25 protein-coding genes are annotated in these 24,831 nt (G+C 73.6%); 19 read left to right on the top strand and 6 right to left on the bottom strand.

Features of this window, described 5'->3' with window-relative positions; translation table 11 throughout:
• Positions 1–32 precede the first annotated feature (32 nt).
• Both ABZ801_RS38725 and ABZ801_RS38720 read left to right on the top strand, forming a co-directional pair.
• The gene (locus ABZ801_RS38725; RefSeq protein WP_360708171.1) at positions 33–824 is read left to right on the top strand and encodes an SDR family NAD(P)-dependent oxidoreductase; all 792 of its coding nucleotides are present in this window, start codon (positions 33–35) and stop codon (positions 822–824) included.
• 29 nt (positions 825–853) lie between these two features.
• Positions 854–1,810 (top strand): NADPH:quinone oxidoreductase family protein, encoded by a 957-nt coding sequence (locus ABZ801_RS38720; RefSeq protein ID WP_360708168.1) that lies wholly within the window; start codon positions 854–856, stop codon positions 1,808–1,810.
• A gap of 39 nt (positions 1,811–1,849) precedes the next feature.
• Here the strand turns inward: ABZ801_RS38720 and ABZ801_RS38715 are convergent, their stop codons facing one another.
• Both ABZ801_RS38715 and ABZ801_RS38710 read right to left on the bottom strand, forming a co-directional pair.
• Entirely contained in the window at positions 1,850–2,530 is a 681-nt protein-coding gene (locus ABZ801_RS38715; RefSeq protein WP_344957807.1) for a response regulator transcription factor, read from the bottom strand.
• A 64-nt stretch (positions 2,531–2,594) separates the two neighbouring features.
• Positions 2,595–3,854 (bottom strand): sensor histidine kinase, encoded by a 1,260-nt coding sequence (locus ABZ801_RS38710; protein ID WP_360708165.1) that lies wholly within the window; start codon positions 3,852–3,854, stop codon positions 2,595–2,597.
• Between the two features lie 141 nt (positions 3,855–3,995).
• On the opposite strand from ABZ801_RS38710, the gene ABZ801_RS38705 reads away from it, so the two are divergent.
• From ABZ801_RS38705 to ABZ801_RS38665, 9 genes are all read left to right on the top strand, one after another.
• Entirely contained in the window at positions 3,996–4,076 is an 81-nt protein-coding gene (locus tag ABZ801_RS38705; protein ID WP_360708361.1) for a putative leader peptide, read from the top strand.
• 85 nt (positions 4,077–4,161) lie between these two features.
• Positions 4,162–5,001 carry an ABC transporter permease gene (locus ABZ801_RS38700; protein WP_360708162.1) on the top strand — a complete coding sequence of 280 codons (840 nt, stop codon included), beginning with the start codon at positions 4,162–4,164 and terminating at the stop codon, positions 4,999–5,001.
• On the top strand, positions 4,977–5,744 hold the full coding sequence (locus ABZ801_RS38695; protein WP_360708159.1) for an ABC transporter ATP-binding protein: 768 nt from the start codon (positions 4,977–4,979) through the stop codon (positions 5,742–5,744). The genes ABZ801_RS38700 and ABZ801_RS38695 overlap by 25 nt, the downstream gene beginning before the upstream one ends.
• A complete protein-coding gene (locus tag ABZ801_RS38690) occupies positions 5,741–6,745 on the top strand; it encodes an ABC transporter substrate-binding protein (RefSeq protein ID WP_360708157.1) in 1,005 nt (334 codons plus the stop codon). Before ABZ801_RS38695 ends, ABZ801_RS38690 begins: the two co-directional genes overlap by 4 nt.
• A gap of 103 nt (positions 6,746–6,848) precedes the next feature.
• Positions 6,849–8,009 (top strand): LLM class flavin-dependent oxidoreductase, encoded by a 1,161-nt coding sequence (locus ABZ801_RS38685; protein WP_360708154.1) that lies wholly within the window; start codon positions 6,849–6,851, stop codon positions 8,007–8,009.
• 67 nt (positions 8,010–8,076) lie between these two features.
• Positions 8,077–9,546, top strand: coding sequence for a sugar porter family MFS transporter (locus ABZ801_RS38680; protein WP_344957819.1), 1,470 nt, complete (start codon positions 8,077–8,079; stop codon positions 9,544–9,546).
• A 359-nt stretch (positions 9,547–9,905) separates the two neighbouring features.
• The gene (thrS, locus tag ABZ801_RS38675; RefSeq protein WP_344957821.1) at positions 9,906–11,882 is read left to right on the top strand and encodes a threonine--tRNA ligase; all 1,977 of its coding nucleotides are present in this window, start codon (positions 9,906–9,908) and stop codon (positions 11,880–11,882) included.
• Positions 11,883–12,045: 163 nt separating this feature from the next.
• On the top strand, positions 12,046–12,279 hold the full coding sequence (locus ABZ801_RS38670) for a hypothetical protein (protein WP_344957824.1): 234 nt from the start codon (positions 12,046–12,048) through the stop codon (positions 12,277–12,279).
• Positions 12,280–12,374: 95 nt separating this feature from the next.
• Positions 12,375–12,977 (top strand): hypothetical protein, encoded by a 603-nt coding sequence (locus ABZ801_RS38665; protein ID WP_360708149.1) that lies wholly within the window; start codon positions 12,375–12,377, stop codon positions 12,975–12,977.
• A 24-nt stretch (positions 12,978–13,001) separates the two neighbouring features.
• On the opposite strand, the gene ABZ801_RS38660 is transcribed toward ABZ801_RS38665, so the two are convergent.
• Entirely contained in the window at positions 13,002–13,619 is a 618-nt protein-coding gene (locus tag ABZ801_RS38660) for an Asp23/Gls24 family envelope stress response protein (protein WP_360708146.1), read from the bottom strand.
• Between the two features lie 192 nt (positions 13,620–13,811).
• Between ABZ801_RS38660 and ABZ801_RS38655 the strand changes: the two genes are divergently transcribed.
• Both ABZ801_RS38655 and ABZ801_RS38650 read left to right on the top strand, forming a co-directional pair.
• On the top strand, positions 13,812–14,438 hold the full coding sequence (locus tag ABZ801_RS38655; protein WP_344957829.1) for an HIT domain-containing protein: 627 nt from the start codon (positions 13,812–13,814) through the stop codon (positions 14,436–14,438).
• A 26-nt stretch (positions 14,439–14,464) separates the two neighbouring features.
• The gene (locus ABZ801_RS38650; RefSeq protein WP_360708143.1) at positions 14,465–14,872 is read left to right on the top strand and encodes a DUF393 domain-containing protein; all 408 of its coding nucleotides are present in this window, start codon (positions 14,465–14,467) and stop codon (positions 14,870–14,872) included.
• 127 nt (positions 14,873–14,999) lie between these two features.
• Here the strand turns inward: ABZ801_RS38650 and ABZ801_RS38645 are convergent, their stop codons facing one another.
• The 3 genes from ABZ801_RS38645 to ABZ801_RS38635 form a co-directional block, all read right to left on the bottom strand.
• Complete coding sequence (locus tag ABZ801_RS38645) at positions 15,000–15,887, bottom strand: hypothetical protein (protein ID WP_360708140.1); 888 nt, start codon at positions 15,885–15,887, stop codon at positions 15,000–15,002.
• Entirely contained in the window at positions 15,884–16,339 is a 456-nt protein-coding gene (locus ABZ801_RS38640; protein WP_360708137.1) for a hypothetical protein, read from the bottom strand. The genes ABZ801_RS38645 and ABZ801_RS38640 overlap by 4 nt, the downstream gene beginning before the upstream one ends.
• An 89-nt stretch (positions 16,340–16,428) precedes the next feature.
• Positions 16,429–18,588 (bottom strand): elongation factor G-like protein EF-G2, encoded by a 2,160-nt coding sequence (locus tag ABZ801_RS38635; RefSeq protein ID WP_360708134.1) that lies wholly within the window; start codon positions 18,586–18,588, stop codon positions 16,429–16,431.
• A 489-nt stretch (positions 18,589–19,077) separates the two neighbouring features.
• Between ABZ801_RS38635 and pgsA the strand changes: the two genes are divergently transcribed.
• The 6 genes from pgsA (at position 19,078) to pdxS (ending at position 24,756) form a co-directional block, all read left to right on the top strand.
• Positions 19,078–19,878 (top strand): phosphatidylinositol phosphate synthase, encoded by an 801-nt coding sequence (gene pgsA, locus ABZ801_RS38630; RefSeq protein WP_360708131.1) that lies wholly within the window; start codon positions 19,078–19,080, stop codon positions 19,876–19,878.
• Positions 19,875–20,801 carry a phosphatidylinositol mannoside acyltransferase gene (locus tag ABZ801_RS38625; RefSeq protein WP_360708128.1) on the top strand — a complete coding sequence of 309 codons (927 nt, stop codon included), beginning with the start codon at positions 19,875–19,877 and terminating at the stop codon, positions 20,799–20,801. The genes pgsA and ABZ801_RS38625 overlap by 4 nt, the downstream gene beginning before the upstream one ends.
• Positions 20,798–21,958 (top strand): glycosyltransferase family 4 protein, encoded by a 1,161-nt coding sequence (locus ABZ801_RS38620; RefSeq protein WP_360708125.1) that lies wholly within the window; start codon positions 20,798–20,800, stop codon positions 21,956–21,958. The genes ABZ801_RS38625 and ABZ801_RS38620 overlap by 4 nt, the downstream gene beginning before the upstream one ends.
• 9 nt (positions 21,959–21,967) lie before the next feature.
• On the top strand, positions 21,968–22,504 hold the full coding sequence (locus tag ABZ801_RS38615) for a hypothetical protein (RefSeq protein ID WP_360708122.1): 537 nt from the start codon (positions 21,968–21,970) through the stop codon (positions 22,502–22,504).
• 153 nt (positions 22,505–22,657) lie between these two features.
• Positions 22,658–23,698, top strand: a complete 1,041-nt coding sequence (locus ABZ801_RS38610) for a DUF3048 domain-containing protein (RefSeq protein ID WP_360708119.1) — start codon at positions 22,658–22,660, stop codon at positions 23,696–23,698.
• Positions 23,699–23,835: 137 nt separating this feature from the next.
• Positions 23,836–24,756: a pyridoxal 5'-phosphate synthase lyase subunit PdxS gene (gene pdxS / locus ABZ801_RS38605; protein ID WP_344957849.1), complete on the top strand. Its 921-nt coding sequence runs from the start codon at positions 23,836–23,838 to the stop codon at positions 24,754–24,756.
• Positions 24,757–24,831: the final 75 nt, after the last annotated feature.

Genomic DNA, 24,831 nt, shown 5'->3' with positions numbered 1-24,831 from the left:
CGAGTCAGTCAGTTGTGGAGGGGAGTCGTCGCATGACCCCGAACGACGCCGCCGCCGGCACCGGACCGGGCGGCCCGGACGGCCGGCACGGCCTGGACGGCACCGTGGCGCTGATCACCGGTGGGGCCAACGGCATCGGCGCGGCCGTCGCCCGGCGGCTGGCCGCCGGGGGCGCCCGGCTGGTGCTGGCCGACATCGACGCCGAGCGCGGCACCGCGCTGGCCGAGGAGCTGGACGCCGAGTTCGTCCGCTGCGACGTGCGCGAGCCGGCCGACAGCCGCGCCGCGGTCGCCGTCGCGCAGGACCGGTTCGGCGGGCTCGACCTGGCCTTCCTGAACGCGGGCGTGGCCAGCGGCTGCGGCCTGGACGGCGACTTCGACCCCGAGCTGTACCGGCGCGCCATGGCGATCAACGTCGACGGCGTCGTGTACGGGGTGCACGCCGCGCTGCCCGCGCTGCGCGCCCGCGGCGGCGGGAACATCATCGCCACCGCCAGCATGGCGGCCCTGACCGCCACGCCGTTCGACCCGGTCTACGGCGCCAACAAGGCGGCGGTGGTCGGCCTGGTCCGCGCCCTCGGCCCCAACCACGCCGGCGAGGGCATCCGGATCAACGCGCTGTGCCCGTCGTTCGCCGACACCGACATCATCGGCCCGCTCAAGGACCACCTGGAACAGACCGGCTTCCCGATCCTGGACGTCGCCGACGTGGTGGAGGCGTTCATGGCGATCCTGGCCGCCGACGGGACGGGCGAGGCGTGGTACGTCGTGCCCGGCCGCGTCCCCGAGCCGTTCCGGTTCCGCGGCGTTCCCGGTCCGCGCTGAGCGGGACAAGGACCACGGAGGAGGAGACAATGCGCGCGATCCAGATCACCGAGTTCGGCGGCCCCGAGGTGCTGAACGTCACCGACCTGCCCGACCCCGAGCCCGGCCCGGGCCAGGTGCTCGTGGAGGTGTCGCGGGCGGGGATCAACTACGCCGACACCCACCAGGCCGAGAACAGCTACCTGTCGGCCACGTCGCTGCCGCTGGTGCCGGGCGGCGAGGTCGTCGGCCGCACGCCCGGCGGCCGCCGGGTCGTCGCCCTCACCGGCACCGGCGGGTACGCCGAGAAGGCGCTGGCGGCCGAGGCCATGGCCTGGGACGTCCCTGACGGGATCGACGACGTGACCGCCCTCGGCATGGTGATCCAGGGCGCGACGGCGTGGGTGCTGCTGCGCAAGAGCGTCCACCTGGAGCCGGGCGACTCGGTCGTCGTGCACGCCGCCGCGGGCGGGGTCGGCACGCTGGCGGTGCAGCTGGCCAAGGCGTGGGGCGCGGGACGGGTGATCGCCACCGCCTCGTCCAAGGAGAAGCGGGAGCTGGCCCTGGAGCTGGGCGCCGACGCGGCCGTGGACGCGGCCGAGCCGGACATGAAGGCCGCGCTCATCGAGGCCAACGGCGGCCACCGCGTGGACGTGGTGCTGGAGATGACCGGCGGCACCGTCACCGACCAGAGCCTGGCCGCGCTGGCCCCTTTCGGCCGCCTGGCGTACTACGGGACGGCCTCGCGGCAGGAGCCCAAGCCGGTCAAGCCCGGCAACCTGCTGCGGCACTCGACCGCCATCGCCGGGATGTGGCTGGCGCACGTGTTCCAGTCCCGCGGCGACCTGATGCGCACCGCGCTCGACGAGCTGTTCGCGCTGGCCGCCGACGGGCGCATCCGGGTGATCAACGGAGGCGAGTACGGGCTGTCGGAGGCCCGCCGCGCGCACGAGGACCTGCGGGCGCGCCGCACCACCGGCAAGCTCGTCCTCGACCCGTCCCGCTGAGGGGCGCCGCGGGCCGGCGGCGGCCCGCGGCGGCACGCCTCAGGAGCCCACCAGGCCGTTCTCGTAGGCGTAGACGACGGCCTGGGTGCGGTCGCGCAGCGACAGCTTGGTCAGCACATGCCCGACGTGGGTCTTGACGGTCTGCTCGGCCAGCACCAGCTCGGCGGCGATCTCGGCGTTGGACAGGCCCCGCGCGATCAGCCGCAGCACGTCCAGCTCGCGCGGGGTGAGCGCGGCGGCCGCCGCCGGGTTGGGCCGCTGGTGGCGGCGGCGCCGGGCGAAGTCGCCGATGAGCCGGCGGGTGACCGACGGGGCGAGCAGCGCGTCCCCGCCCGCCACCACCCGCACGCCGTTGACCAGGTCGGCGGCGGAGGCGTCCTTGAGCAGGAAGCCGCTGGCCCCCGAGCCGAGCGCCTCGTAGACGTACTCGTCCAGGTCGAAGGTGGTCAGCACCAGCACCTTGGGACGCTGCTCGGCCGGGTCGGCGCCGGCCGGCGCCGGGCCGCCGGCCAGTTCGGCGGTGGCGGCCAGGCCGTCCATCTCCGGCATCCGGATGTCCATGACCACCACGTCGGGGTCCAGGGCGCGGGCCATCTCCACCGCCTCCCGGCCGTTGCCCGCCTGCCCGATCACCTCGATCTCCGGATCGGAGGCCAGCAGCGCGGCCAGCCCGTCGCGGATCATCACCTGGTCGTCAGCGATCAGCACCCGAATCGTCACGACAGCACCCTATGGCCCGGCTCACCCCCGGATGCTCGGTTTCCCGAGGTGGCGCGGGCGGCGGTCACTCCGGTGCGCCGTAGGGGAGGGCGGCGGCGACGGCCCAGCCGCCCTCCTCGTGCGGGCCCGCCTCCAGCGTGCCGCCCAGCATCGCGACGCGCTCGCGCATGCCGACCAGGCCGTGGCCGCCGCCGTGCGACTCCTCGGGCGTACCGCGCGGGCCGTCGTCGGTGACGGCCAGCCGCAGCAGGTCGCCCTCGTAGCGCACCTCGATGCCCACCTGCGACCCGGGCGCGTAGCGCGCGGCGTTGCTCAGCGACTCCTGGACGATGCGGTACGCCGACAGGTCCACCCCGGCGGGCACCGGACGCGGCACGCCCACGATCGTCGCGGTGACCTTCAGGCCGGACCGGCGGGCCGCGGCGACCAGGTCGTCGAGCCGGTCCAGGCCCGGCTGCGGCGTCCGCTCGGCGCCGTCGTCGTCGGACCGCAGCAGGCCCACGACCCGCCGCGTCTCGGTCAGCGCCTCGCGCGCCGCGTCGCGCACCACCCCGAAGGTCCGGCGCGCCTCGTCCGGCAGGTCCGGGATCTTGTAGGGGGCGGCCTCCGCCTGCATCGCGATCACCGACATGTGGTGGGCGACGACGTCGTGCAGCTCGCGGGCGATGCGGGCGCGCTCCTCCAGCACCGCCTGCCGCGCCAGGTCCTGCCGCCGCAGCTCGGCCTGCTCGCGCAGGGTCAGCTCGGCGACGAAGCGGGCGTGGATCGCGTCGCCGAACGCCAGCGCCAGCACCACGATGCCCGCGAGGATGAGGCCGTACCAGTCGGGCATGGCCCCGATCACCACCGCCGGCACGATCAGCCCGCAGACGCTGATCACCCCGACCCCCGTCGTGACCCGGCGCTCGTGCCCGACCGCCGTGAGGAACACGATCACCACGAACGCCAGCCACGAGGTGACCGGCCAGGGCCAGAAGTACCGCTCCTGCAGCACGAACGCGCCCAGCAGGAAGCCGACCGCGCTCACCCGCCAGGCCCGAAGCGGCCAGCGCGCCGCGAACAGCAGCGGGGCCGCCTGCAGCAGTCCCAGCACCGCGGCGACGATCGGCGCCGGCCGCGGCTCGAACACGTTGAGCGGGATGGCGATCGCGCCGCCGGTGAACCCGACCGTCATGGCGAACAGCAGCACGAGCAGCGCGACGCGCAGCCAGGGCGTCGCGGGCATCAGCAGGCCGGGCGGTTCGGCGGTGCCCCGGCTCACCGCAGGCCACAGGAGGCGCGGCAGGGACAGGCCGTGGTGCCGTGGGGGGTCGGAGACGTTCATTTGACGGTGAGCCTAGGCCCTGCGCGACGGACGGGGCGTGACCCGGAGGAGGGAGATGCCGACCGATCCCTGGGTATCAGCCCGGCCTCTTCCCTGTATTCCTGATTGACTTAATAGGGAATTTGCGTCAGCCTGGAGCGCGTGAGCCGCACCGTACGTCTCGTGGCGCGCCTGCACGTCGACCTCCGGCGGCAGGCGAGCAGCCTGTGTCGGCCCGCCTGATCAGACCTCCGCCGCCCTCTCGCGCGGCCTCCCCCCGATCACCGAGTCCCCTGCAAGCGATCGCCTGCGAAGGGTCCGTTCCGCCGTGTCAACGTCCTCCGTGTCCAGCCCGTCGTCCCTCGCCCGCGCCCCGAGCCGCGCGCGCCCCGCCCCCGGGTTCGCCAGACGGCAGCGGGCGGCGCTGGCCCGTCTCGTCGCGCCCCTGGCGGTGCTGGTGCTCTGGCAGATCGCCGCGAGCACCGGGCTGCTGCCCGAACGCCTGCTCGCCGCGCCCACCACGATCGCCTCCACCGGCCTCGACCTGATCCGCGACGGCACCCTGACCGACGCGATCGCGGTGTCGGTGCGCCGCGCCGCCGCCGGGTTCCTGCTCGGCGCGGCCGCCGGGGTCGGCCTGGCGGTCGTGGCCGGGCTGAGCCGCCTCGGCGAGCACGCCGTCGACCCGCTGATGCAGATGCTGCGCGCCCTTCCGCTGTTCGGGCTGATCCCGCTGTTCATCCTGTGGTTCGGCATCGGCGAGACGCCCAAGGTGGTGCTGGTCGCGCTCGGCGTGGCGTTCCCGCTCTACCTCAACACCTTCTCCGGCATCCGCGGCGTGGACGGCAAGCTCGCCGAGGTCGCGGACGTGCTGCGGCTCGGCCGGTGGGGCCTGGTCCGGCACATCGTGCTGCCCGGCGCGCTGCCCCAGGCGCTGGTGGGGCTGCGGCAGAGCCTGGGCGTCGCCTGGCTCGCGCTGATCGTCGCCGAGCAGATCAACGCCTCGTCCGGCCTCGGCTTCATGATCAACAACGCCCGGGAGTTCCTGCGCACCGACGTGGTGGTGCTCGGGCTGGTGGTGTACGCGGCGCTCGGCCTGCTCACCGACGCGCTGGTCCGGCTGCTGGAAAGGAGGGCCCTGACATGGCGCAAGGGCTTCCCGGTGTGACCGCGCGGACGGCGGCGCCCGCCGCGGCGCCCGCCCGGCGGGTCGTGCGGGTGCGCGGGCTGACCAGGCGGTTCGGCGAACGCACCGTCCTGGACGGCGCCGACCTCGACATCGCCCGCGGCGAGTTCGTCGCCCTGCTCGGCCGCAGCGGCTCGGGCAAGTCCACCCTGCTGCGCGCCCTGGCGGGCCTCGACCGCGCCACCGGCGGCGAGCTGTCGGTCGACGGCACCGTGGCCGTGGCGTTCCAGGAGCCGCGCCTGGTCCCGTGGAAACGGGTGTGGGCCAACGTCACGCTGGGCCTGCGGGTGCCGGACCCGCGCGCCGCCGCCGACCGGACGCTCGCCGAGGTCGGGCTGACCGAACGCGGCGACGCCTGGCCGCTCACCCTGTCCGGGGGCGAGGCCCAGCGCGCCTCCCTGGCCCGCGCGCTGGTGCGCGAACCCGACCTGCTGCTGCTGGACGAGCCGTTCAGCGCACTGGACGCGCTCACGCGCATCACCATGCACCGGCTCGTCCTGGACCTGTGGGAGCGGCACCGCCCCGGCATCCTGCTGGTCACCCACGACGTGGACGAGGCGCTGCTGCTCGCCGACCGCGTCCTGGTGCTGGACGGCGGCGGCATCGCCCACGAGTCCCGCGTCGGCCTGGACCGTCCCCGCCGCCGCGACCACCCCGACCTCACCGCCCTGCGCGCCGCCCTGCTCGCCCAGCTCGGCGTCACCCCCGAAGAAGGAACCGCATGAACCGGCTCAGAACGCTGCTGACGTCCCTGCTCACCGCGACCGCCCTGGCCGTGTCGGCGGGCTGCGGCGGCGGGACGGACGCCGGCGACGCGGCGGTCCGCGCGGACGGCTCGGTCGACCTGTCCAAGGTCACGCTGCGCGTCGGCGACCAGAAGGGCGGCCAGCGCGCCCTGCTCGGCGCGGCCGGGCAGCTCGACGGCGTCCGGTACCGGATCGAGTGGAAGCAGTTCACCTCCGGGCCGCCGCTGCTGGAGGCGGTCAACGCCGGGGCGCTGGACCTCGGCGCGGTCGGCAACGCCCCGCCGGTGTTCGCCGCGGCCGCCGGCTCCAAGATCAAGATCGTGTCCGCCGCCGACATCGGGCTCACCGGGCAGGCCGTGCTGGTCCCCAAGAACTCGCCCATCCGCACCCCCGCCGAGCTCAGGGGCAGGCGGATCGCCGTGGCCAAGGGCAGCTCGGCCCACTACCACCTGCTGACCGTCCTGAAGAGGGCCGGGCTGAGCTTCGCCGACATCCGGCCCCAGTACCTGGCGCCGCCCGACGCGCTGGCCGCGCTCAGCTCCGGCAAGATCGACGCCTGGGCGGTCTGGGACCCCTACACCGCACAGGGCGAGGCCCAGGCCGGCGCCCGGATCCTGGTCGACGGCTGCGGCTACACCACCGGCTACAACGTGATCGTCGCCGCCGACAAGGCGCTGGACGACAAGGCCAAGGAGGCCGCGCTGCGCGACTTCGTCACCCGGCGGCAGCGCGCCGTCCTGTGGTCCAACGACCACGCCAGGGAGTGGGGAGCCGTGTGGGCCAAGGACACCGGCCTGCCGGTCCCCATCGCCGAGAAGGCCGCCGAGCGCCGCGCCGCCCGGCTCGTCCAGGTCGACGACGCGCTGGTGCGCCACGAGCAGGAGGTCGCCGACGCCTTCGCCGACCAGAAGCTGATCCCCGGCAGGGTCACGATGGCCGACTTCGTCGACCGCCGCTTCAACGACATCCAGGTCAAATGACCCCTGCACACGTGCCCCCGGCTCACGTGGCCCCTGCCCACGTGGCCCCTGCCCACGTGACTCCGGACCGACGGACTCCAGGTCGAGCGACGAGGACACCGCGATGACGTTGCGCTTCCACTGGTTCCTGCCCACCACCGGCGACAGCCGCGCCCTGATCGGCGGCGGCCACAGCATCCCGCGCGGGGTGGGACGGCCGCAGCCCCGCCCCGGCACCGCCGACCAGGTCCGCCCGCCGGACATCGACTACCTGGCGCAGATCGCCCGCTCGGCCGAGCAGCTCGGCTTCGAGGCCGTGCTCACCCCGACCGGCACCTGGTGCGAGGACGCCTGGCTGGTCACCGCCGCGCTGCTGCGCGAGACGTCCCGGCTGAAGTTCCTGGTGGCGTTCCGGCCCGGGTTCGTCTCGCCCACGCTGGCCGCGCAGATGGCCGCCACCTACCAGCGCATCTCACGCGGCCGCCTGCTGCTGAACGTCGTCACCGGCGGCGATTCGGCCGAGCAGCGCCGTTTCGGCGACCACCTGCCGCACGCCGAACGCTACGCGCGCACCGACGAGTTCCTGTCGATCGTGCGCGGCGCCTGGAGCGGCGAGCCGTACGACTTCAAGGGCGAGCACTACCACGTCGAGGGCGCCATGGTGGCGCGCCCGCCGGAGCCGCCGCCGGAGATCTACTTCGGCGGGTCGTCGCAGGCGGCGGGCCCGGTCGCGGCCCGGCACGTGGACGTCTACCTGACCTGGGGGGAACCGCCGGACCAGGTGGCCGAGAAGATCGCATGGATCCGCGGGCTGGCCGCCGAGCGGGGACGCGAGCCGCGCTTCGGCATCCGCCTGCACACCATCAGCCGCGACACCTCCGAGGCCGCCTGGGCCGAGGCCGACCGCCTGCTGGGCGGCCTGGACCCGTCCCACATCGAGCAGGCCCAGCGCACCCTGGCCGCCAGCGAGTCGGTCGGCCAGCGGCGCATGGTGCGGCTGCACGAGAAGTACCGGGCGAGCGGCTCGGCCCGCGACCTGGAGATCCACCCGGGGCTGTGGGCGGGCGTCGGGCTGGTGCGCGGCGGCGCGGGCACCGCCCTGGTCGGCTCCCACACCGAGGTCGCCGACCTGATCGAGCGGTACGCGGCGCTCGGCATCGAGGAGTTCATCCTGTCCGGCTACCCGCACCTGGAGGAGGCGTACTGGTTCGGCGAGGGCGTGCTGCCGGAGCTGCGCCGCCGGGGCGTCGCCGGCGACCCGTGGGGGCCGCGGACCACCGCGTAGCGGCTGATCAGCCAAGACGTTCGAGTCTGGCCGCATTAGAACCTTTTTGCCGGGAAGATCCGCTCGCATGACTGTGGGAGAGAGCGGCAGACCAGCGGATGCCGCCGAAGCGACAACGCCGTCCCACACCGCCGCGACCGCCGCCCTGCTGGCGGGCGCGGCCGCGCTGGGCGGCTTCCTGTTCGGCTACGACTCGTCGGTCATCAACGGCACCGTCGACGCGCTGAAGTCCCAGTTCCACCTGAACTCCGTGGCGGTGGGCCTGGTGGTGTCGTCGGCGCTGCTCGGCTGCGCGGTCGGCGCCTGGTTCGCCGGGCCGCTGGCCGACCGCATCGGCCGGGTCCGCACCATGCTCGTGGCCGCGGTGCTGTTCGTCATCAGCTCGCTGGGCTCGGCGCTGGCGTTCAACGCCGTCGACCTGACGTTCTGGCGGGTGGTGGGCGGGCTGGCCATCGGCGCCGCGTCCGTCATCGCGCCCGCCTACATCGCCGAGATCGCCCCCGCCGAGCTGCGCGGCAGGCTCGGCTCGCTGCAGCAGATGGCGATCGTGCTGGGCATCTTCGCGGCGCTGGTGGTCGACTACGTCATCGCCCGGGTGTCGGACGGCGGCGCGTCCGGGCGGTTCCCGTGGGGCGGCACCGCCTGGCGCTGGATGTTCGCCAGCGCCATCGTGCCCGCCGTGATGTACGGGGTGATCGCCACGACCATCCCCGAGTCGCCCCGCTACCTGGTCAAGAAGCGCCAGATCGGCCGCGCCCGGCAGGTGCTGGCCAAGGTGATGGGCCGCGGCGACGTCGACACCAAGATCCGGGAGATCGTCCGGTCGATCGCCGCCGACCGGCCCGTCCACCTGCGCGACCTGCGCGGGCGCCGGTTCGGCCTGCTGCCGATCGTCTGGGTGGGCATCCTGCTGTCGGTCTTCCAGCAGTTCGTCGGCATCAACGTGATCTTCTACTACTCGACCTCGCTGTGGCGGGCGGTGGGCTTCACCGAGAACGACGCCATGCTCACCTCGGTGATCAACTCGACCGTCAACGTGGTGGCCACGCTGGTGGCGATCGCGCTGGTCGACCGGGTGGGCCGGCGCCCGCTGCTGCTGACCGGCGCCGCCGGGATGGCGGTCACCCTGACCACCCTGACGATCTGCTTCGCCACCGCGCCCGTCGTGGACGGCGAGCCGCGGCTGAGCGGCACCGCCGGGATGGTCGCGCTGATCGCCGCCAACGTCTACGTCTTCTCGTTCGCCGCGTCCTGGGGCCCGGTGGTGTGGGTCATGCTCGGCGAGATGTTCAACAACTTCATCCGCGCGTCGGCACTGGCCGTGGCCGCCGCCGCCCAGTGGATCGCCAACTGGGCGATCACCACGAGCTTCCCCGGCCTGTCCGGCGTGTCCCTGGGCCTGGCCTACGGCCTCTACACGCTGTTCGCCGTGCTGGCCTTCCTGTTCGTGTTCCGCGCCGTCCCCGAGACCAAGGGCCGCGAACTGGAGGACATGGACGGCCTCACCACCGCGCGCCGCGGCCGCACCCCGGCCTGACGGGCGGCCGGGAACGCGCCGGATACGGCCCGGCGTCCGTGCGGCCGTCGGGTACCATGGGCCCATGCAGGTCGTTTCACAGGCGGCGCCCCGTCCGATGGCGGCGGGCGCGAGCCGCGCGCTGACGACGACGCCGGGCGACTCCCGGCGCGACGACCGCATGTCCTAGACATCGCAGGCGGCAGGGCCCCGGGAGGTGCTCCCGGGGCCCTGCCGCGTTCCGGGCCGCCGGCGCCTCCCGGGCCACCGCCCGCCCGAACGACAGGAGCCCGACCATGGAGCCGGATGCGTCCGACGCGGCCGCCGAGTCGCTAGCATCGAAACCCGCCGATCCCGTCCCACCATCGCGAGGAGAGACCGTGTCCACCGTGTCCGAACTGCGCATCACCCTCGACGGCGACGAGCGGGTGGTGCCGGCCGGCACCACCGCCGGGCAGGCCCTGCAGGCCGACGGCCGGACCGTGATCGCCGCGCGCGTGGACGGCGAGCTGCGCGACCTGGACCACGAGCTGAGCGACGGCGCCGTGGTCGAGCCCGTCGAGATCGGCTCCGACGACGGCCGCGCGATCATGCGCCACTCCACCGCGCACGTGCTCGCCCAGGCCGTGCAGGACCTGTTCCCCGACGCCCGCCTCGGCATCGGCCCGCCCGTCGAGAACGGCTTCTACTACGACTTCGACGTCGCCGAGCCGTTCACCCCCGACGACCTCAAGCGCATCGAGAAGCGCATGCGCGAGATCGTCAAGCAGGGGCAGCGGTTCTGCCGCCGTCCCGTCAGCGACGAGCAGGCCCGCGAGGAGCTGGCCGACGAGCCGTACAAGCTGGAGCTGATCGGGCTCAAGGGGGCCGCCGGTTCCGAGGACGGCGCGAACGTCGAGGTCGGCGCCGGGCAGCTGACCATCTACGACAACCTGGACGCCAAGAGCGGCGAACTGCGCTGGAAGGACCTGTGCCGGGGCCCGCACGTGCCCACCACCAAGGTCATCCCCGCGTTCAAGCTGATGCGCTCGGGCGGCGCCTACTGGCGCGGCAGCGAGAAGAACCCGCAGCTGCAGCGCATCTACGGCACCGCCTGGGAGTCCCGGGAGCGGCAGGACGAGTACCTGAAGTTCCTGGAGGAGGCCGAGAAGCGCGACCACCGCAAGCTCGGCGCCGAGCTGGACCTGTTCTCCTTCCCCAACGAGATCGGCAGCGGCCTGGCGGTCTTCCACCCCAAGGGCGGCGTGGTCCGCAGGGTGATGGAGGACTACGCCCGGCGCCGCCACGAGGAGGCCGGGTACGAGTTCGTCAACACCCCGCACATCACCAAGGGCGCCCTGTTCGAGACCTCCGGGCACCTCGGCTGGTACAAGGACGACATGTTCCCGCCCATGGAGGTGGACGGCGGCGAGTACTACCTCAAGCCGATGAACTGCCCCATGCACAACCTGATCTTCCGGGCGCGGGGGCGGTCGTACCGGGAGCTGCCGCTGCGGCTGTTCGAGTTCGGCAGCGTCTACCGGTACGAGAAGTCGGGTGTGGTGCACGGCCTCACCCGGGTGCGCGGCATGACCCAGGACGACGCGCACATCTACTGCACCCGTGAGCAGATGGTCGACGAGATCAAGAACCTGCTCACCTTCGTGCTGGACCTGCTGCGCGACTTCGGGCTCAACGAGTTCTACCTGGAGCTGTCCACCCGGGACGAGTCGGAGAAGTTCATCGGCTCCGACGAGTACTGGGAGTGGGCGACCGCGGCGCTGCGCGAGGCCGCCGCCGAGTCCGGCCTGGACCTGGTGGACGACCCGGGCGGCGCGGCGTTCTACGGCCCGAAGATCTCCGTGCAGGCCAAGGACGCCATCGGCCGCACCTGGCAGCTGTCCACCATCCAGGTCGACCCCAACCAGCCCGACCGTTTCGACCTGGAGTACCAGGCCGCCGACGGCTCGCGGCAGCGTCCGGTCATGCTGCACCGCGCGCTGTTCGGGTCGATCGAGCGGTTCTTCGGCGTGCTGCTGGAGCACTACGCCGGCGCCATGCCGCCGTGGCTGTCCCCGGTGCAGGCGGTCGGCATCCCGATCGGCGACGCCCACGTGCCGCACCTGGAGAAGGTCGCGGCGCGGCTGCGCGAGCGCGGCATCCGGGTCGAGGTCGACTCCTCCTCCGACCGGATGCAGAAGAAGATCCGCAACGCGCAGAAGCAGAAGGTGCCGTACATGCTGCTGGCGGGCGACGACGACGTGTCCAAGGACGCGGTGTCGTTCCGCTACCGCAACGGGGAGCAGAAGAACGGGGTCCCGATCGACGAGGCGGTGGAGGAGATCGTCAAGGCGGTCGAGGCCCGGGTCCAGATCTGACCCCGGACCGCACCCGGCTCCGACCCGGTCCGACCCGTCCGCGGCGGCCCCGGCCTTCACCGGCCCGGGCCGCCGCGTGATCGTTGCGCGGTTTCCGAGCGCGGCGCCCCTTCGACGCGAGACACTCTGCGTAAGCAAGCCCATCCGAAGGGTCGCCCCCGTCATGGACGATCGCTACATCGAGGAAGTCGCCCGGCTCATCGCGCGGGCCGACACCCCCGCCGCCTGCCCCGGCTGCGGCGGACACGACCAGATCACCGCCGCCGTCCCCCTGGACCCCGACACCGCGGGCGTGGCGGCTATCCCGGTCACCTACTGCCGCGCCTGCGACGCCGGTGACCCCACCGCCGCCGAGATCTTCGCCTGCATGGACCAGGCCCTCCGCGAGGAGGACTGACCGGCCGTCCGCGCGACGGCTCCCGAGTCGCCGCCCGCCCCGCGCGGGAGTTGGTAGCCTCAGCGGGCAGTTGAGGCGATCGGGAGACGGGCGCGATGAGAACCACGCGACGGCCGGGGACGGCGCGTCGTCCGGTCGTGGGCCGGGTGCTCGGGTACGGCGGGTCCGTGGTGCTGGTGGTGGCGGCCGTCGTGGTGCTGCTCATGCCGCTGTTCGACGACGGGCGCAGGGCCGCGTCCAGCGAGGCGGCCGACCGGACGACCCCGGAGGCGACCCCGTCCGGGGGTCAGGTGCCGCCGGTCGGCACCGTCCCGACGGTCCAGCCGACGGTGACGCCGACGGGCACCGTGCCCCGGCAGGACGGGGGAGGGCGGTCCTCTCCGCAGCAGCAGTCCGGGCCGCGCCCCGAGCAGCAGAGCGGGACCACCGTGACCTGGTGCCCGGCGGGCAGCGCGGTGTACCGCGCCGGCGACGGCGGCCTGGAGGTGACGGTGAACGCGTCGGCCAGCGGGTTCGCGCGGGCGCAGGTGTCGCTGCGCAGCGGGCACACCGCCGAGGAGCAGGCCACGGTCCGGGACGGCGTCCCGCACACGTTCCGGTTCACCGGGGTACCGGCGGCCGAGGTGGAGCGCGTGAAGGTCACCACGATCTCGGTCGGCGTGTCCACGCAGACGTGCTACGCCCGTCCCGCCGCGTGACCCCCGCACGGGGAGCGCGGCGGCTCACTCGGGCACGCGCACGTCCTCGACCGACACGTTGACGGCCAGCACCCGCATGCCGAGCATGAGCCCGATGACGCGGGCCACGTTCGACTTGACCGCCTTGGCCACGTCCATGATCACGCTGCCGTACTCGACCACGACGGCCAGGTCCAGGGTGACCGCGTTGTCCTGCAGGTGGATCCGCACGCCGGGGGTGCCCGGCTGACCGGCCGGCCACGGGCCGCCCGCCAGCGCGGCCACCCCGCCGACCTCCAGCGCGGCCAGCCTCGCGATCTTCTCGATGACCTCGTCCTCGATCGTCACGCGGCCCTTCACCGTCGCGGTCGTGCCGGGGCCGGGCGGGACGTCCTCGCCCGCGGGCCGGTCGGCGGGTTCGCGTTCCGGCGCGGGCGGCCCGGCGGGCCCCGGAGCCGGCGGGGCCGCCGGTGCGGCGGGGGCCGCCGGGGGCGAGCCGGAGGCCGGAGGCGGAACCGACGGCGGGGAGCTCAGCGGCACTCCGGCCGTGGAGGGGGCGCCGCCGGCGCGTCCGCCGAGGCCGGGGAAGAAGGGCGCGGACCGGACCTCGGGGTGCGGGGCGTCCCCGCCGTCCCCGGGGCGGCCCTTGTCGAGGTCGGTCATCGATCGGTCCCCCCTTTCTGACAGGAAGTCCATGGTGGCGTAGTGACGCCTGTTTCGTCACGCAAAGTGGGCGTCGACCATGTGTCCGTGCGGGACGCGGCGGGACGGGCGGGCCGGCATCCCGACTTCAGGCCGTCCGGCTTCTCTCTCTATGCTGCTGGTCAGGCCGTGGACAATAAGGAGAGCGCCGCCTTGAGCGTAGAGCCGGAGGAGCCCGTGGTGGAGGAGGCGCGCGAGGACGCGCCCGAGTCGGGGAAGCGGGCCGGGGACGAGCCCGTCGTCGAGGAGGAACGCGGCGGCGCGGGCGTTCCGGACAACTTCCAGCGGCTGTGGACCCCGCACCGGATGGCCTACATCAAGGGCGAGAACAAGCCCTCGGGTGCGGGGGCGGAGGACGGCTGCCCGTTCTGCGAGATCCCCAAGATGTCCGACGAGGAGGGCCTGATCGTGGCCCGCGGCACGTCGGTGTACGCGGTGCTCAACCTCTACCCGTACAACTCCGGTCACCTGATGGTCGTTCCCTACCGGCACGTCGCCGACTACACCGAGCTCGACGCGGCCGAGTACACCGAGCTGGCCGAGCTGACCCGCAGTTCCCTGACCGCGTTGCGCAAGGCCAGCGGCGCCCAGGGCTTCAACGTCGGCATGAACCTCGGCCAGGTCGCCGGGGCGGGCATCGCCGCGCACCTGCACCAGCACGTGGTGCCGCGCTGGGGCGGCGACACCAACTTCATGCCGGTCGTCGGGCACACCAGGGTGCTGCCGCAGTTGCTGCGCGAGACCCGGCAGATCCTCGCCGACGCCTGGCCGCACGCGTGAGCCCCAAGATCGACCATGATGGGGGCATGACACGACGCGAACGGCCGGTGCTGGTCTACGACGGGGACTGCGGCTTCTGCACCACGTCGGTGCGTTTCGTCGAACGCCGCGTGCCGACGTCCGCGCGGATCGTCGCGTTCCAGTTCGCGGACCTGGGCGCGCTCGGCACCACCGCGCAGCGGGCCGAGTACGAGGTGCTGTGGGTGGACCGCGCGGGCCGGGTGACCGGCGGGGCGCAGGCGATCGCGCGGCTGCTGATGGACGCGGGCGGTGTGTGGTGGCCGCTGGGCGCGGTGCTGCGGGTGCCGCCGGTGCGGTGGATCGCCCACGGCGTGTACCGGCTCGTGGCCAACAATCGTCACCGCATGCCGGGCGGCACCGCCGCGTGCGTGCTGCCCGCCGCCCAGCGCCCTGGAGCGCGACAGCAGGGCTGACGCTCCCAGGACGCCCGTCCTGCTCCGAGCACGGGCCCGCGCTCACGACGGGCCCGCGCTCAGGACGGGCCCGTGCTCAGGACGGGCCCGTGCTCAGGACGGGCCCGTGCTGAGGCCGAACCCGCGTTCAGGAGGGGAGCGGCTCCTTGCCGACGGACGGGGCGGAGGCCCCGGACCGGCGGCGCACCCGCTCGCGCAGCGACGGCAGCCGCTCCAGGGGCAGGAACGCCAGCAGCCAGATCGTGTGCGGCAGGAAGTGGATGGACAGCAGCGCGTAGGTGATCAGGTGGAACCCCGCGAAGAACACCACGCCCGCGTACAGCGGACGGCCGCGCGCGAACAGCAGCAGCGGTGAGGCGAGCTCCGCGGCGAACATGCCCCACTGGCCCGCCTTCAGCGGCACCGGGTACTCGATGAGGGCGCGGCCCAACGGGGTGCCGCGGCGGCTGAGGGCCCACTGGACGGTGGAGCCGTTCGGCCAGTCCGGGAACCCGCCGATGCGGATCTTCGCCCACGCCGACAGGAAGTAGGCGGCCACCACCGCCACCTGCACGCACCGCACCGACCAGCCGGACGCCTCGCAGGGCGCGGGGTCGGCGAGGCGGGCCCGCCCCACGGTGGGCAGCACGAACAGGGCCACGACCAGCGCCAGGTGGTCGTGGTCGACCTTGCCGTACGACATGCTGATCGTGACCCACCACAGGTATCCGCCCGCCGCGACGAAGCCGGACGCGCGCGGCGCGAACCGTCCCGTCGCGGCGACCAGGCCGGCCGCGAGCGTGACCGCGAGCAGCGTGTACATCGCGGCGGGGGTGGGGGCGGGCAGGTGCAGCCAGCGCGCCAGCCGCACGGGCTGGTACAGGTTGGCGGGCAGCCGGGCGTGCGCGAGCGCGCTGTTGGTGAACAGCAGCATGTCGATCGGCAGGAACCCGTACGCCAGCAGGCGCAGCCAGGCGACGCGGGCGCGCGGGATCGGGGCGTACCACCAGCGGCCCCAGGGCGTGGCCGCGTTCACCGCACGGTCCACACGGCGCGGTTGCGGACGCTGGTGGACACGACTTCGCCGTCGCGCAGTGTCCTGATCTGGTGCACCAGGTAGATCCGGGTCAGCGCGGGGCGCTCGGGGTGCAGCCGCCGCTGGGCGTCGGCGATGCCCTGCAGCAGGGAGGGGTCGCGCACGATCCTGGTCATCTGGCCTTCGATCTCGGCGCGTTTCATGCCGGCCCCCACGGCGTCCATCGGCAGCCTCACATGCGTCCCCGCGGCGGTGTCGGCCTCCAGCCAGTGCGAGTGGATCTCACCGCCGTCGTCCTTCACCGAGAACGCGAACTGCGTCATCGGCCCCAGCGGGAAGTCGTCGTCGGTCCCGCACGAACTGGTGTACAGCAGCGCGCCGATCACCGTGGCGGCGACGAGGGTGCGCCACAGGCGGCGTGGCGCGCTGAGTCGGAAGACCCCCGGATCCACGGGCAGCAGCCTAGCGTGATCACGCCCGGCGGCCCGGGGCGTCGCCCGTCCCGGCGGCGGGACGGGCGTCGCCGGAAGGGGGGCGCGGTTCAGCCGGAGGCGGCGGCGACCTTGTCGGCCAGGTGCGACGGCAGCGGCTCGTACCGCAGGAAGGTGCGGCTGAAGGTGCCGGTGCCCTGCGACATCGACCGCAGGTCGATCGCGTACCGGACGATCTCCAGCTGCGGCACCTCGGCCCGGATCATCGTGCGGCCGCCCGGCACCGACTCCGAGCCGAGCACCCGGCCGCGGCGGGAGGTCAGGTCGGACATGACCGGCCCGACGTACTCGTCGGCGACCAGCACCCCCACCTCGTCGACCGGCTCCAGCAGCAGGACCGGCACCTTGGCGGCGGCGTCCTTGAGCGCCAGCGCCCCCGCGGCCTGGAAGGCCATGTCGGAGGAGTCGACCGAGTGGGCCTTGCCGTCGTGCAGCGTCACCCGGATGTCGACCAGCGGGTATCCGGCGGACACGCCGCGGGCCATCTGCTGCCGCAGGCCCTTCTCCACCGACGGGATGAACTGGCGGGGGATCACCCCGCCGACGATCTTGTCGACGAACTCGAAGCCCGCGCCGGACGGCAGCGGCTCGACCTCGATGTGGCAGATGCCGTACTGGCCGTGCCCGCCGCTCTGCTTGACGTGCCGGCCGAGGCCCTTGGCGGGGCCGCCGAACGTCTCGCGCAGCGGGATGCGCAGGTCGATCCGCTCGACCTCCACGCCGTAGCGGGCGCTGAGCCGGTCGATCAGCACGTCGGCGTGCGCCTCGCCCATGCACCACAGCACCAGCTGGCGGGTCTCGGAGTTGTTCTCCAGGCGCAGCGTGGGGTCCTCGGCGACCAGGCGTCCCAGCGCCTGGCTGAGCTTGTCCTCGTCGGCCTTGGAGCGCGCCTGGATCGCCACCGGCAGCAGCGGGTCGGGCATCGTCCAGGGCGCCATCACCATGGGGGCGCCGGGGTCGGACAGGGTGTCGCCGGTCTCGGCGCGGCCCAGCTTGGCGACCGCGCAGATGTCGCCCGCCACGCACGCCGACACGGGACGCTGGTGCTTGCCGAGCGGGGACGACAGCGCGCCGACGCGTTCGTCCACGTCGTGGTCCTCGTGCCCGCGGTCCTCCAGCCCGTGCCCGGACAGGTGCACCACCGTGTCGGGACGCAGCGTCCCGGAGAACACCCGCACCAGGGAGATGCGTCCCACGTACGGGTCGGAGGCGGTCTTGATGATCTCGGCCACCAGGGGGCCGTCGGGGTCGCAGCGCACCTGCTTCGGGGAGTCGCCGTCGATGGCCGTCACGGTGGGGATGCCGTGCTCCAGCGGGGACGGGAACGCCTGGGTGATGACCTCCAGCAGCTCCAGCATGCCGACGACCGGCCCGGGGTCGGCGCCGTGCGGGACCGCGGTGGCCAGCACGGGGTAGAAGCTGCCGCGCGCGACCGCGGTCTCCAGGTCCTGGATGAGCGCCTTGACGTCGATCTCCTCGCCGGCCAGGTACCGGTCCATGAGGGTCTCGTCCTCGCTCTCCTGGATGACCCCCTCGATCAGCGCGGCGCGCTGCTCGGCGATCTGGTCGAGGAACTCGGGGTCGGGCTCGCACTCCACCCGCTCGCCGGTGGAGTAGTCGAAGCAGCGCCGCGTCAGCAGCCCGATCAGGCCGCGCAGCCCGTCGCCCGCGCCGACCGGGAAGTAGACCGGCGCCACGCCCTCGCCGAAGACGTCCTGGCAGGTCATGACCACGTCGTCGAAGTCGCCGCGCTGCTGGTCGATCTTGGTGATGACGACCGCCCGGGGCATGCCGACCGCCGCGCACTCCTCCCAGAGCTGGCGGGTCAGGCCGTCGATGCCGTCCACCGCGGAGATCACGAACAGCGCGGCGTCGGCGGCGCGCAGCCCGGCGCGCAGGTCGCCCACGAAGTCGGCGTATCCGGGGGTGTCGATGAGGTTGACCTTGATGCCCGCGTGGACGAGCGGGGCCAGGGCGAGGTTGACCGAGCGCTGCTGGCGCATCTCGACGTCGTCGAAGTCGCTGACCGTGGAGCCGTCCTCGACGCGCCCGCGCCGCTGGATGGTGCCGGTCGCGGCGAGCAGCGCCTCGACGAGCGTGGTCTTGCCCGCCCCCGAGTGGCCGACCAGCGCGACGTTGCGCACCTTGTCGGGCCGGCCGGCCTCCGGTGCCCTGCCGGGGCCTCCTGGGTGGCCTCCCTTGTCCGCCATAGCTCTACCTCCTCGGACCGCCCCGTGCGGGGCCGTCTGGAACGGAGCCGGACCGCGAGGGCCCGGCCCTGACGTCCGAGTGCGGCGCTGGGCCACCTCCCTGACGCGCGTGACCGGCGTCACACCCGTAGCACCACCATTTCCCGTGAGGGGCCGGATCACAAGGGGTGGGCGCCAAACCGTGCCATCTCTTGGCCACCCCGCCGTTCCCGCCGCGACGCCCTCTGTTGGGAAGGCGCATGTTCCTTGTCACGGCATACGGGGGCCTACGGCCATACGTGGGGGGATTGCGCCAGACTTGTGTGCGGGTGCCTAGGTTGCGGGGGTCGGTGGGCATTCCGGGCCTGTGCGCACCGTGCATGCCCGTGTGCGCGCCGTGGGCGCTCCGTGGCCCGTACGCACCCCGGGGGCGATCGATCGCACTACGATGGCCCCCTGCGCGGCCCGTGGGCCCTTAGGTTCAGACGGAAACGAGAAGATCGGACGGCGATGCTCAACAAAGTGCGGCCCGCGCTGGGACGCGTCCTGACCCCCGTCGGCCGGACCGTCGCGCGCACCGGGGTCTCGCCCAACGCCATCACGATCATCGGGACCGCGGGCGTGCTGGCCGGGGCCCTCGGCTTCTTCCCGCGCGGGGAGTTCTTCTGGGGCGTGCTGGTCATCACCGCGTTCGTGCTGTTCGACATGCTGGACGGCGCGGTCGCCCGGGTGACCGGGAAGATCTCCAAGTGGGGCGCGTTCCTGGACTCCACCATGGACCGGGTGGCCGACGCGGCGATCTTCTCCGGGGTGATGATCGGCCTGTACCGGGACGGCCAGGAGCAACTGGCCGGGGTCGCCCTGTACTGCCTGGTCGCGGGCGTGGTGGTGTCGTACGCCAAGGCGCGCGCCGAGGGCCTGGGCTACACCTGCAACGTGGGCATCGCCGAACGGGCCGAACGCCTGATCGTGATCCTGGTGGCCACCGGGCTGGACGGGCTCGGCGTGCCCTACGTCCTGACCGTGGCGCTGTGGGTGCTGGCCGTGCTCAGCACCGTCACCGTGGGGCAGCGGTTCGCGACCGTCCGCGCGCAGGCCCTCGCCGACACCGAGACCCGGCCGGCCGCGCCGGCGCCGTCGCCGAAGGCCGAGCGCCCCCGGGAGCGGCCGTCCGAGAACGCCTCCGAGAACGCCGCCAGGGACGTCCGCAAGGCCGCCCGCAGGGACGGCGCCAAGCGGGCCAAGGGCGGCGGCGGACGGCGCAAGTGGCACGTGCGCAAGCTCGATTCGGCCTCGGAGCCTCGCCCATGAGGACGGGCCTGCGCGACGAGGCCATGGACGTCGCGTACGCCCTGGGGTGGACGGTCGTCCGCAAGACGCCCGAATCGGCGGGCCGCGTGGTGTTCAGGGCCCTGGCCGACCGCACCTGGCGGCAGCGCGGCGAGGGCGTACGGCAGCTGGAGAAGAACCTGTGCCGCGTCCTGGGCAAGGACGCCGTGGACGCCGAGGTGCGGGCGCTCAGCAAGAAGGTGATGCGCTCCTACTTCCGGTACTGGCTGGAGGTCTTCCGGCTGCCCGAGTACGACCGCGACCGCATCATCGGCCGCACGCGGGTCCAGGGCGCGGAGAAGATGTTCGCGGCGCTGGAGTCGGGACGCGGGGCGATCCTGGCCCTGCCGCACATGGGCAACTACGAGGAGGCCGGCGCCTGGCTGGCGCACCACGGCAAAGCGTTCACCACCGTCGCCGAACGCCTCAGACCCGAGTCCCTTTTTAACCGTTTCGTGGCATTCCGTGAGAGCCTGGGGATGGAGGTGCTCGCGCACCGGGGCGCGTCGGCGTACGGCCGGCTGGCCCAGCGGCTGCGCGCGGGCGGCGCGGTCTGCCTGGTCGTCGACCGCGACCTCACCGAGACGGGGGTCGAGGTGGAGTTCTTCGGCGCGACCGCGCGCATGCCCGCGGTGACCGCCGCGCTGGCCATCCAGACGGGCGCCCCGCTGTTCCCGGTGACCCTCTGGTACGAGGGCGACTACTGGGCGGCCCGCGTGCACGAGGAGATCCCGGTGCCCGAGGAGGGGGACAGGCGCGACCGGATCCGGGCCATGACGCAGCGGCTGGCGCGGGAGTTCGAGGCGGGCATCGCCGCCCATCCCGAGGACTGGCACATGCTGCAGAAGGTCTGGGTGGAGGACCTGGCCGCCGACGGCCGTCCCGCCGGGGAGGACGCCCGGTGAGGATCGGCATCGTGTGCCCGTACACCTGGAACGTCCCGGGCGGCGTGCAGCAGCACATCCGCGACCTGGCCGAGGCGCTCATCGGCTTCGGCCACCACGTGTCGGTCATCACGCCCGCCGACGACGACGCGACCCTGCCGCCGTACGCGGTGTCGACGGGGCGCGCCGTGCCCGTCCCGTACAACGGGTCGGTGGGGCGCGTCGCGTTCGGGTTCCTGTCGGCGAGCCGGGTCCGGCGGTGGATCAACGAGGGCGGGTTCGACGTGCTGCACGTCCACGAGCCCGCCGCGCCGTCGCTGGGCATCCTGGCGTGCTGGGCGGCCGACGGCCCGATCGTCGGCACCTTCCACGCCTCCTACGAGCGCTCGCGGGTGGTGGCGGTGACCGCGCCGATCCTGCAGAGCGCCCTGGAGAAGATCACCGGGCGGATCGCGGTGTCGGAGGCGGCCCGCAAGACCCTCGTCGAGCACCTGGGCGGCGACGCGGTGCTGATCCCCAACGGGGTGGCCACCGAACGGTACGCGATGGCCGAGCCGCTGCCGGGCTGGCAGCCCGGCCGCTCCGACGGCGTGCAGGCCCTGGGCTTCCTGGGGCGCATGGACGAGCCGCGCAAGGGCCTGCCCGTCCTGCTGCGCGCGTTCGAGATCCTGGGCCGCGAGCGGCCCGGCCTGCGGCTGCTGCTGGCCGGCCCCGGCGACACCGGCGAGGCCCTCGGCCGGGTCCCGCGCGAGCTGCGCGACCGGGTGGTGACGCTCGGCATGGTCAGCGAGGAGGACAAGATCCGCGCCTACCACTCGGTGGACGTGTTCGTGGCGCCCAACACCGGCGGCGAGAGCTTCGGCATCGTGCTGGCCGAGGCGATGTCGGCGGGCGCGCCGATCGTGGCCAGCGACCTGGAGGCGTTCGACCGGGTGCTGCTGGGCGGGCGCGCCGGGGCGCTGTTCCCGGTGGGCGACCACGAGGCCCTCGCCCGGGTCGCCGGGGAACTGCTGGACGACGCGCCGCGGCGCAAGCAGCTGTCGGCCGAGGCGCGCGCGGCGGTGCGGCGCTACGACTGGTCGGCCGTGGCGCGCGACGTGCTGCGCGTGTACGAGACGGTCGCCCTGGACGGCGCCGGGGTCGTGGAGTCGCCCGGCGGCGGGCGGGTCGGGGCGTAAGGCGCGGCCGTGACCTACGACTGGATCATTGACGTCCTGTTCTGGATCGCCGCCGTCTTCCTGGTCGGCGTGTACGTGTCGTGGCGGGCCACCCGCCTGGACCGGCTGCACGTGCGCGTGGAGACCGCGCGGGCCGCGCTGGACGCCGCGCTGGTGCGCCGCGCGGCGGTCGCCCTGGAGCTGGCGGCCTCGCGGCTGCTGGACCCCGCGACGAGCCTGCTGCTGGCCACGGCCGCGCACGAGGCCCGCACCGCCGACGCCGAGTCCCGCGAGTTCGCCGAGAGCGACCTGTCGCGCGCGCTGCGGGCCGTGGCCGACCAGCCCGAGTTCGCCGCCACCGTGGCGGCCCGCGACGACGGCAAGGCCGTGCTGGACGAGCTGGCGAGCGCCGCCGCCAAGGTCGTCTACGCCCGCCGCTTCTACAACGACGCCGTCTCCGCCACCCGCATCGCCCGCCGCAAGCTGCTGATCCGCGTGCTGCCGCTGGCGGGCAAGGCCCCCCTGCCGGACTTCTTCGAGATCGACGACGACCCGCCCCGCCTGTGACGGGGCCGTCCGGGGACGGAGCGGCGTACGGCGCCGGGTCGAGCCGCGGAGCCGCGCCGTCCGTACCCCTGTGCGGCTGCTCCCGTCCGGGCGGGGCCTGGCATATGTGCCGGTTCGCTACCCTCGGGCGGGTCGCAGGAGGAGGGTGACATCGTGCGATTCGCAGGGGTTGTGCGGGGAACGGGAGGCGGCCGGGCCGCCGCGGGGCTGGCCGGCGCCGTCGTCCTGGGCGGCGTCCTGGCGGGCTGCTCCGGGGGCGGCGCCGAGAACGCCGCGCCGCCCGCCGCGCCCGGCGGCACCGCCCCGACCGGCTCGCCGGCCCCGGCGACCCACCCGTTCACCGGCGGCACGCGCGGGCTGCGCAACCCCGTGCTGGCCGTCAAGATCGAGAACACCCGTCCGGCGATGCCGCAGTACGGCGTCACCGCGGCCGACATCGTCTACGTCGAGCAGGTGGAGGGCGGCGAGACCCGGCTGATGGCGGTGTACTCGTCCCGGCTGCCGCGCCGCGTCGGCCCGGTGCGCAGCGCCCGCATCTCCGACCTGCACATCCTGCCGCAGTTCGGCCGGCCCGCGTTCGCCTTCTCCGGCGTGCAGAGCAAGATGAAGCCGTACATCCGGCAGGCGCCGGTGTACGACGTGTCGCAGGAGAACGGCGGATCCGCCTACTTCCGGGCCGGGCCCAGGCCGATCCCCTACAACCTGTACGCCGACCCCAGGAACCTGCTGAAGCTGGCGCCCCGCGCCGAGCCGCCGCGCGACATCGGCTTCCGGTTCGGCCCCGCCCCCGAGGGCGGCAGGCCCACCAGGACCTTCACCGCGCGATGGCCGTCGGCGACCATGGCGTTCACCTGGTCGGCCAAGAACAAGCGCTGGCTGTCGTCGTTCGGCGGTCGTGCCAACGTGGGCGCCGAGGGCACGGTGCTGGGCGGCCACACCGTCGTCGTCCAATACGCGAAGACCACCCGGTCACAGTTCCATGACTTCCTCGGCAGCTACACCCCGCTGATCCAGACCACGGGGACGGGACGCGCGACGGTGCTGCGCGACGGCATGGCCTACGACGCGCGCTGGTCGCGTCCCTCCGACTCGCAGGGCACCACGTTCACCACCGCCGACGGAAAGCCCATGACGTTCGCCACAGGCCAGGTGTGGGTCGTCCTGGTCAACGACGGCCGGCCGTACATCCCCTAGCGCCCGCGCGGCGCCCTGGCAACCGACACGGCGTAAGGCCGGCGGCGCGGAGGTTGACGCTCTGGCGGGTCCGGGGCCCGTCCGAGCAGGCAATATCATGGGGAGTGACTTGTCGTCCCTTCATGTGAGGATTGCCCGTGTCCACTACCGACGTCCCCGCCACCGAGAACGCCGCCCCCGAGACCGGGACCGCCCGTGTCAAGCGCGGCATGGCGGAGATGCTCAAGGGCGGCGTGATCATGGACGTCGTCACCCCCGAGCAGGCGAAGATCGCCGAGGACGCGGGCGCGGTGGCGGTCATGGCCCTGGAGCGCGTTCCCGCCGACATCCGCGCCCAGGGCGGCGTCGCCCGGATGAGCGACCCCGACATGATCGAGGGCATCATCGAGGCGGTGTCCATCCCCGTCATGGCCAAGGCGCGGATCGGCCACTTCGTCGAGGCCCAGGTGCTGCAGGCCCTCGGCGTCGACTACATCGACGAGTCCGAGGTGCTCACCCCGGCCGACTACGAGCACCACATCGACAAGTGGGCCTTCACCGTCCCGTTCGTGTGCGGCGCCACCAACCTCGGCGAGGCGCTGCGCCGCATCACCGAGGGCGCCGCGATGATCCGCTCCAAGGGCGAGGCCGGCACCGGCGACGTCTCCAACGCCACCACCCACATGCGCCGCATCCGCGCCGAGATCAGGCGCCTGCAGTCGCTGCCCGAGGACGAGCTGTTCGTGGCCGCCAAGGAGCTGCAGGCCCCCTACGAGCTCGTCAAGGAGGTCGCGCAGGCGGGCAAGCTGCCGGTCGTGCTGTTCACCGCGGGCGGCATCGCCACCCCCGCCGACGCCGCCATGATGATGCAGCTCGGCGCCGAGGGCGTGTTCGTCGGCTCGGGCATCTTCAAGTCCGGCGACCCGGCCAAGCGCGCCGAGGCGATCGTCAAGGCCACCACCTTCTTCGACGACCCCGACGTGGTCGCCAAGGCCTCCCGCGGCCTCGGCGAGGCCATGGTCGGCATCAACGTCGCCTCGCTCGGCGAGGACCAGAAGTACGCCGGCCGCGGCTGGTGACCCCCGCGGGGGAGTGACAGGGGGTCCGCTCCCCCCTCCACACGGTGCCACCGGAAGGTTTACGCTGGCCGCGCG

The organism is Actinomadura sp. NPDC047616, from assembly GCF_040642915.1.
GTDB lineage: Bacteria > Actinomycetota > Actinomycetes > Streptosporangiales > Streptosporangiaceae > Spirillospora > Spirillospora miaoliensis.
This window is presented reverse-complemented; position numbering and strand designations above follow the sequence as displayed.

What these genes read in the sequence shown, in the direction of transcription:
- ABZ801_RS38725 (WP_360708171.1), top strand. Translation starts at nt 33, where the DNA reads ATGACCCCGAACGACGCCGCCGCCGGCACCGGACCGGGCGGCCCGGAC.
- ABZ801_RS38720 (WP_360708168.1), top strand. Translation starts at nt 854, where the DNA reads ATGCGCGCGATCCAGATCACCGAGTTCGGCGGCCCCGAGGTGCTGAAC.
- ABZ801_RS38710 (WP_360708165.1), bottom strand. Translation starts at nt 3,854, where the DNA reads ATGAACGTCTCCGACCCCCCACGGCACCACGGCCTGTCCCTGCCGCGC.
- ABZ801_RS38695 (WP_360708159.1), top strand. Translation starts at nt 4,977, where the DNA reads ATGGCGCAAGGGCTTCCCGGTGTGACCGCGCGGACGGCGGCGCCCGCC.
- ABZ801_RS38690 (WP_360708157.1), top strand. Translation starts at nt 5,741, where the DNA reads ATGAACCGGCTCAGAACGCTGCTGACGTCCCTGCTCACCGCGACCGCC.
- ABZ801_RS38685 (WP_360708154.1), top strand. Translation starts at nt 6,849, where the DNA reads ATGACGTTGCGCTTCCACTGGTTCCTGCCCACCACCGGCGACAGCCGC.
- ABZ801_RS38680 (WP_344957819.1), top strand. Translation starts at nt 8,077, where the DNA reads ATGACTGTGGGAGAGAGCGGCAGACCAGCGGATGCCGCCGAAGCGACA.
- ABZ801_RS38670 (WP_344957824.1), top strand. Translation starts at nt 12,046, where the DNA reads ATGGACGATCGCTACATCGAGGAAGTCGCCCGGCTCATCGCGCGGGCC.
- ABZ801_RS38665 (WP_360708149.1), top strand. Translation starts at nt 12,375, where the DNA reads ATGAGAACCACGCGACGGCCGGGGACGGCGCGTCGTCCGGTCGTGGGC.
- ABZ801_RS38660 (WP_360708146.1), bottom strand. Translation starts at nt 13,619, where the DNA reads ATGACCGACCTCGACAAGGGCCGCCCCGGGGACGGCGGGGACGCCCCG.
- ABZ801_RS38650 (WP_360708143.1), top strand. Translation starts at nt 14,465, where the DNA reads ATGACACGACGCGAACGGCCGGTGCTGGTCTACGACGGGGACTGCGGC.
- ABZ801_RS38635 (WP_360708134.1), bottom strand. Translation starts at nt 18,588, where the DNA reads ATGGCGGACAAGGGAGGCCACCCAGGAGGCCCCGGCAGGGCACCGGAG.
- pgsA (WP_360708131.1), top strand. Translation starts at nt 19,078, where the DNA reads ATGCTCAACAAAGTGCGGCCCGCGCTGGGACGCGTCCTGACCCCCGTC.
- ABZ801_RS38625 (WP_360708128.1), top strand. Translation starts at nt 19,875, where the DNA reads ATGAGGACGGGCCTGCGCGACGAGGCCATGGACGTCGCGTACGCCCTG.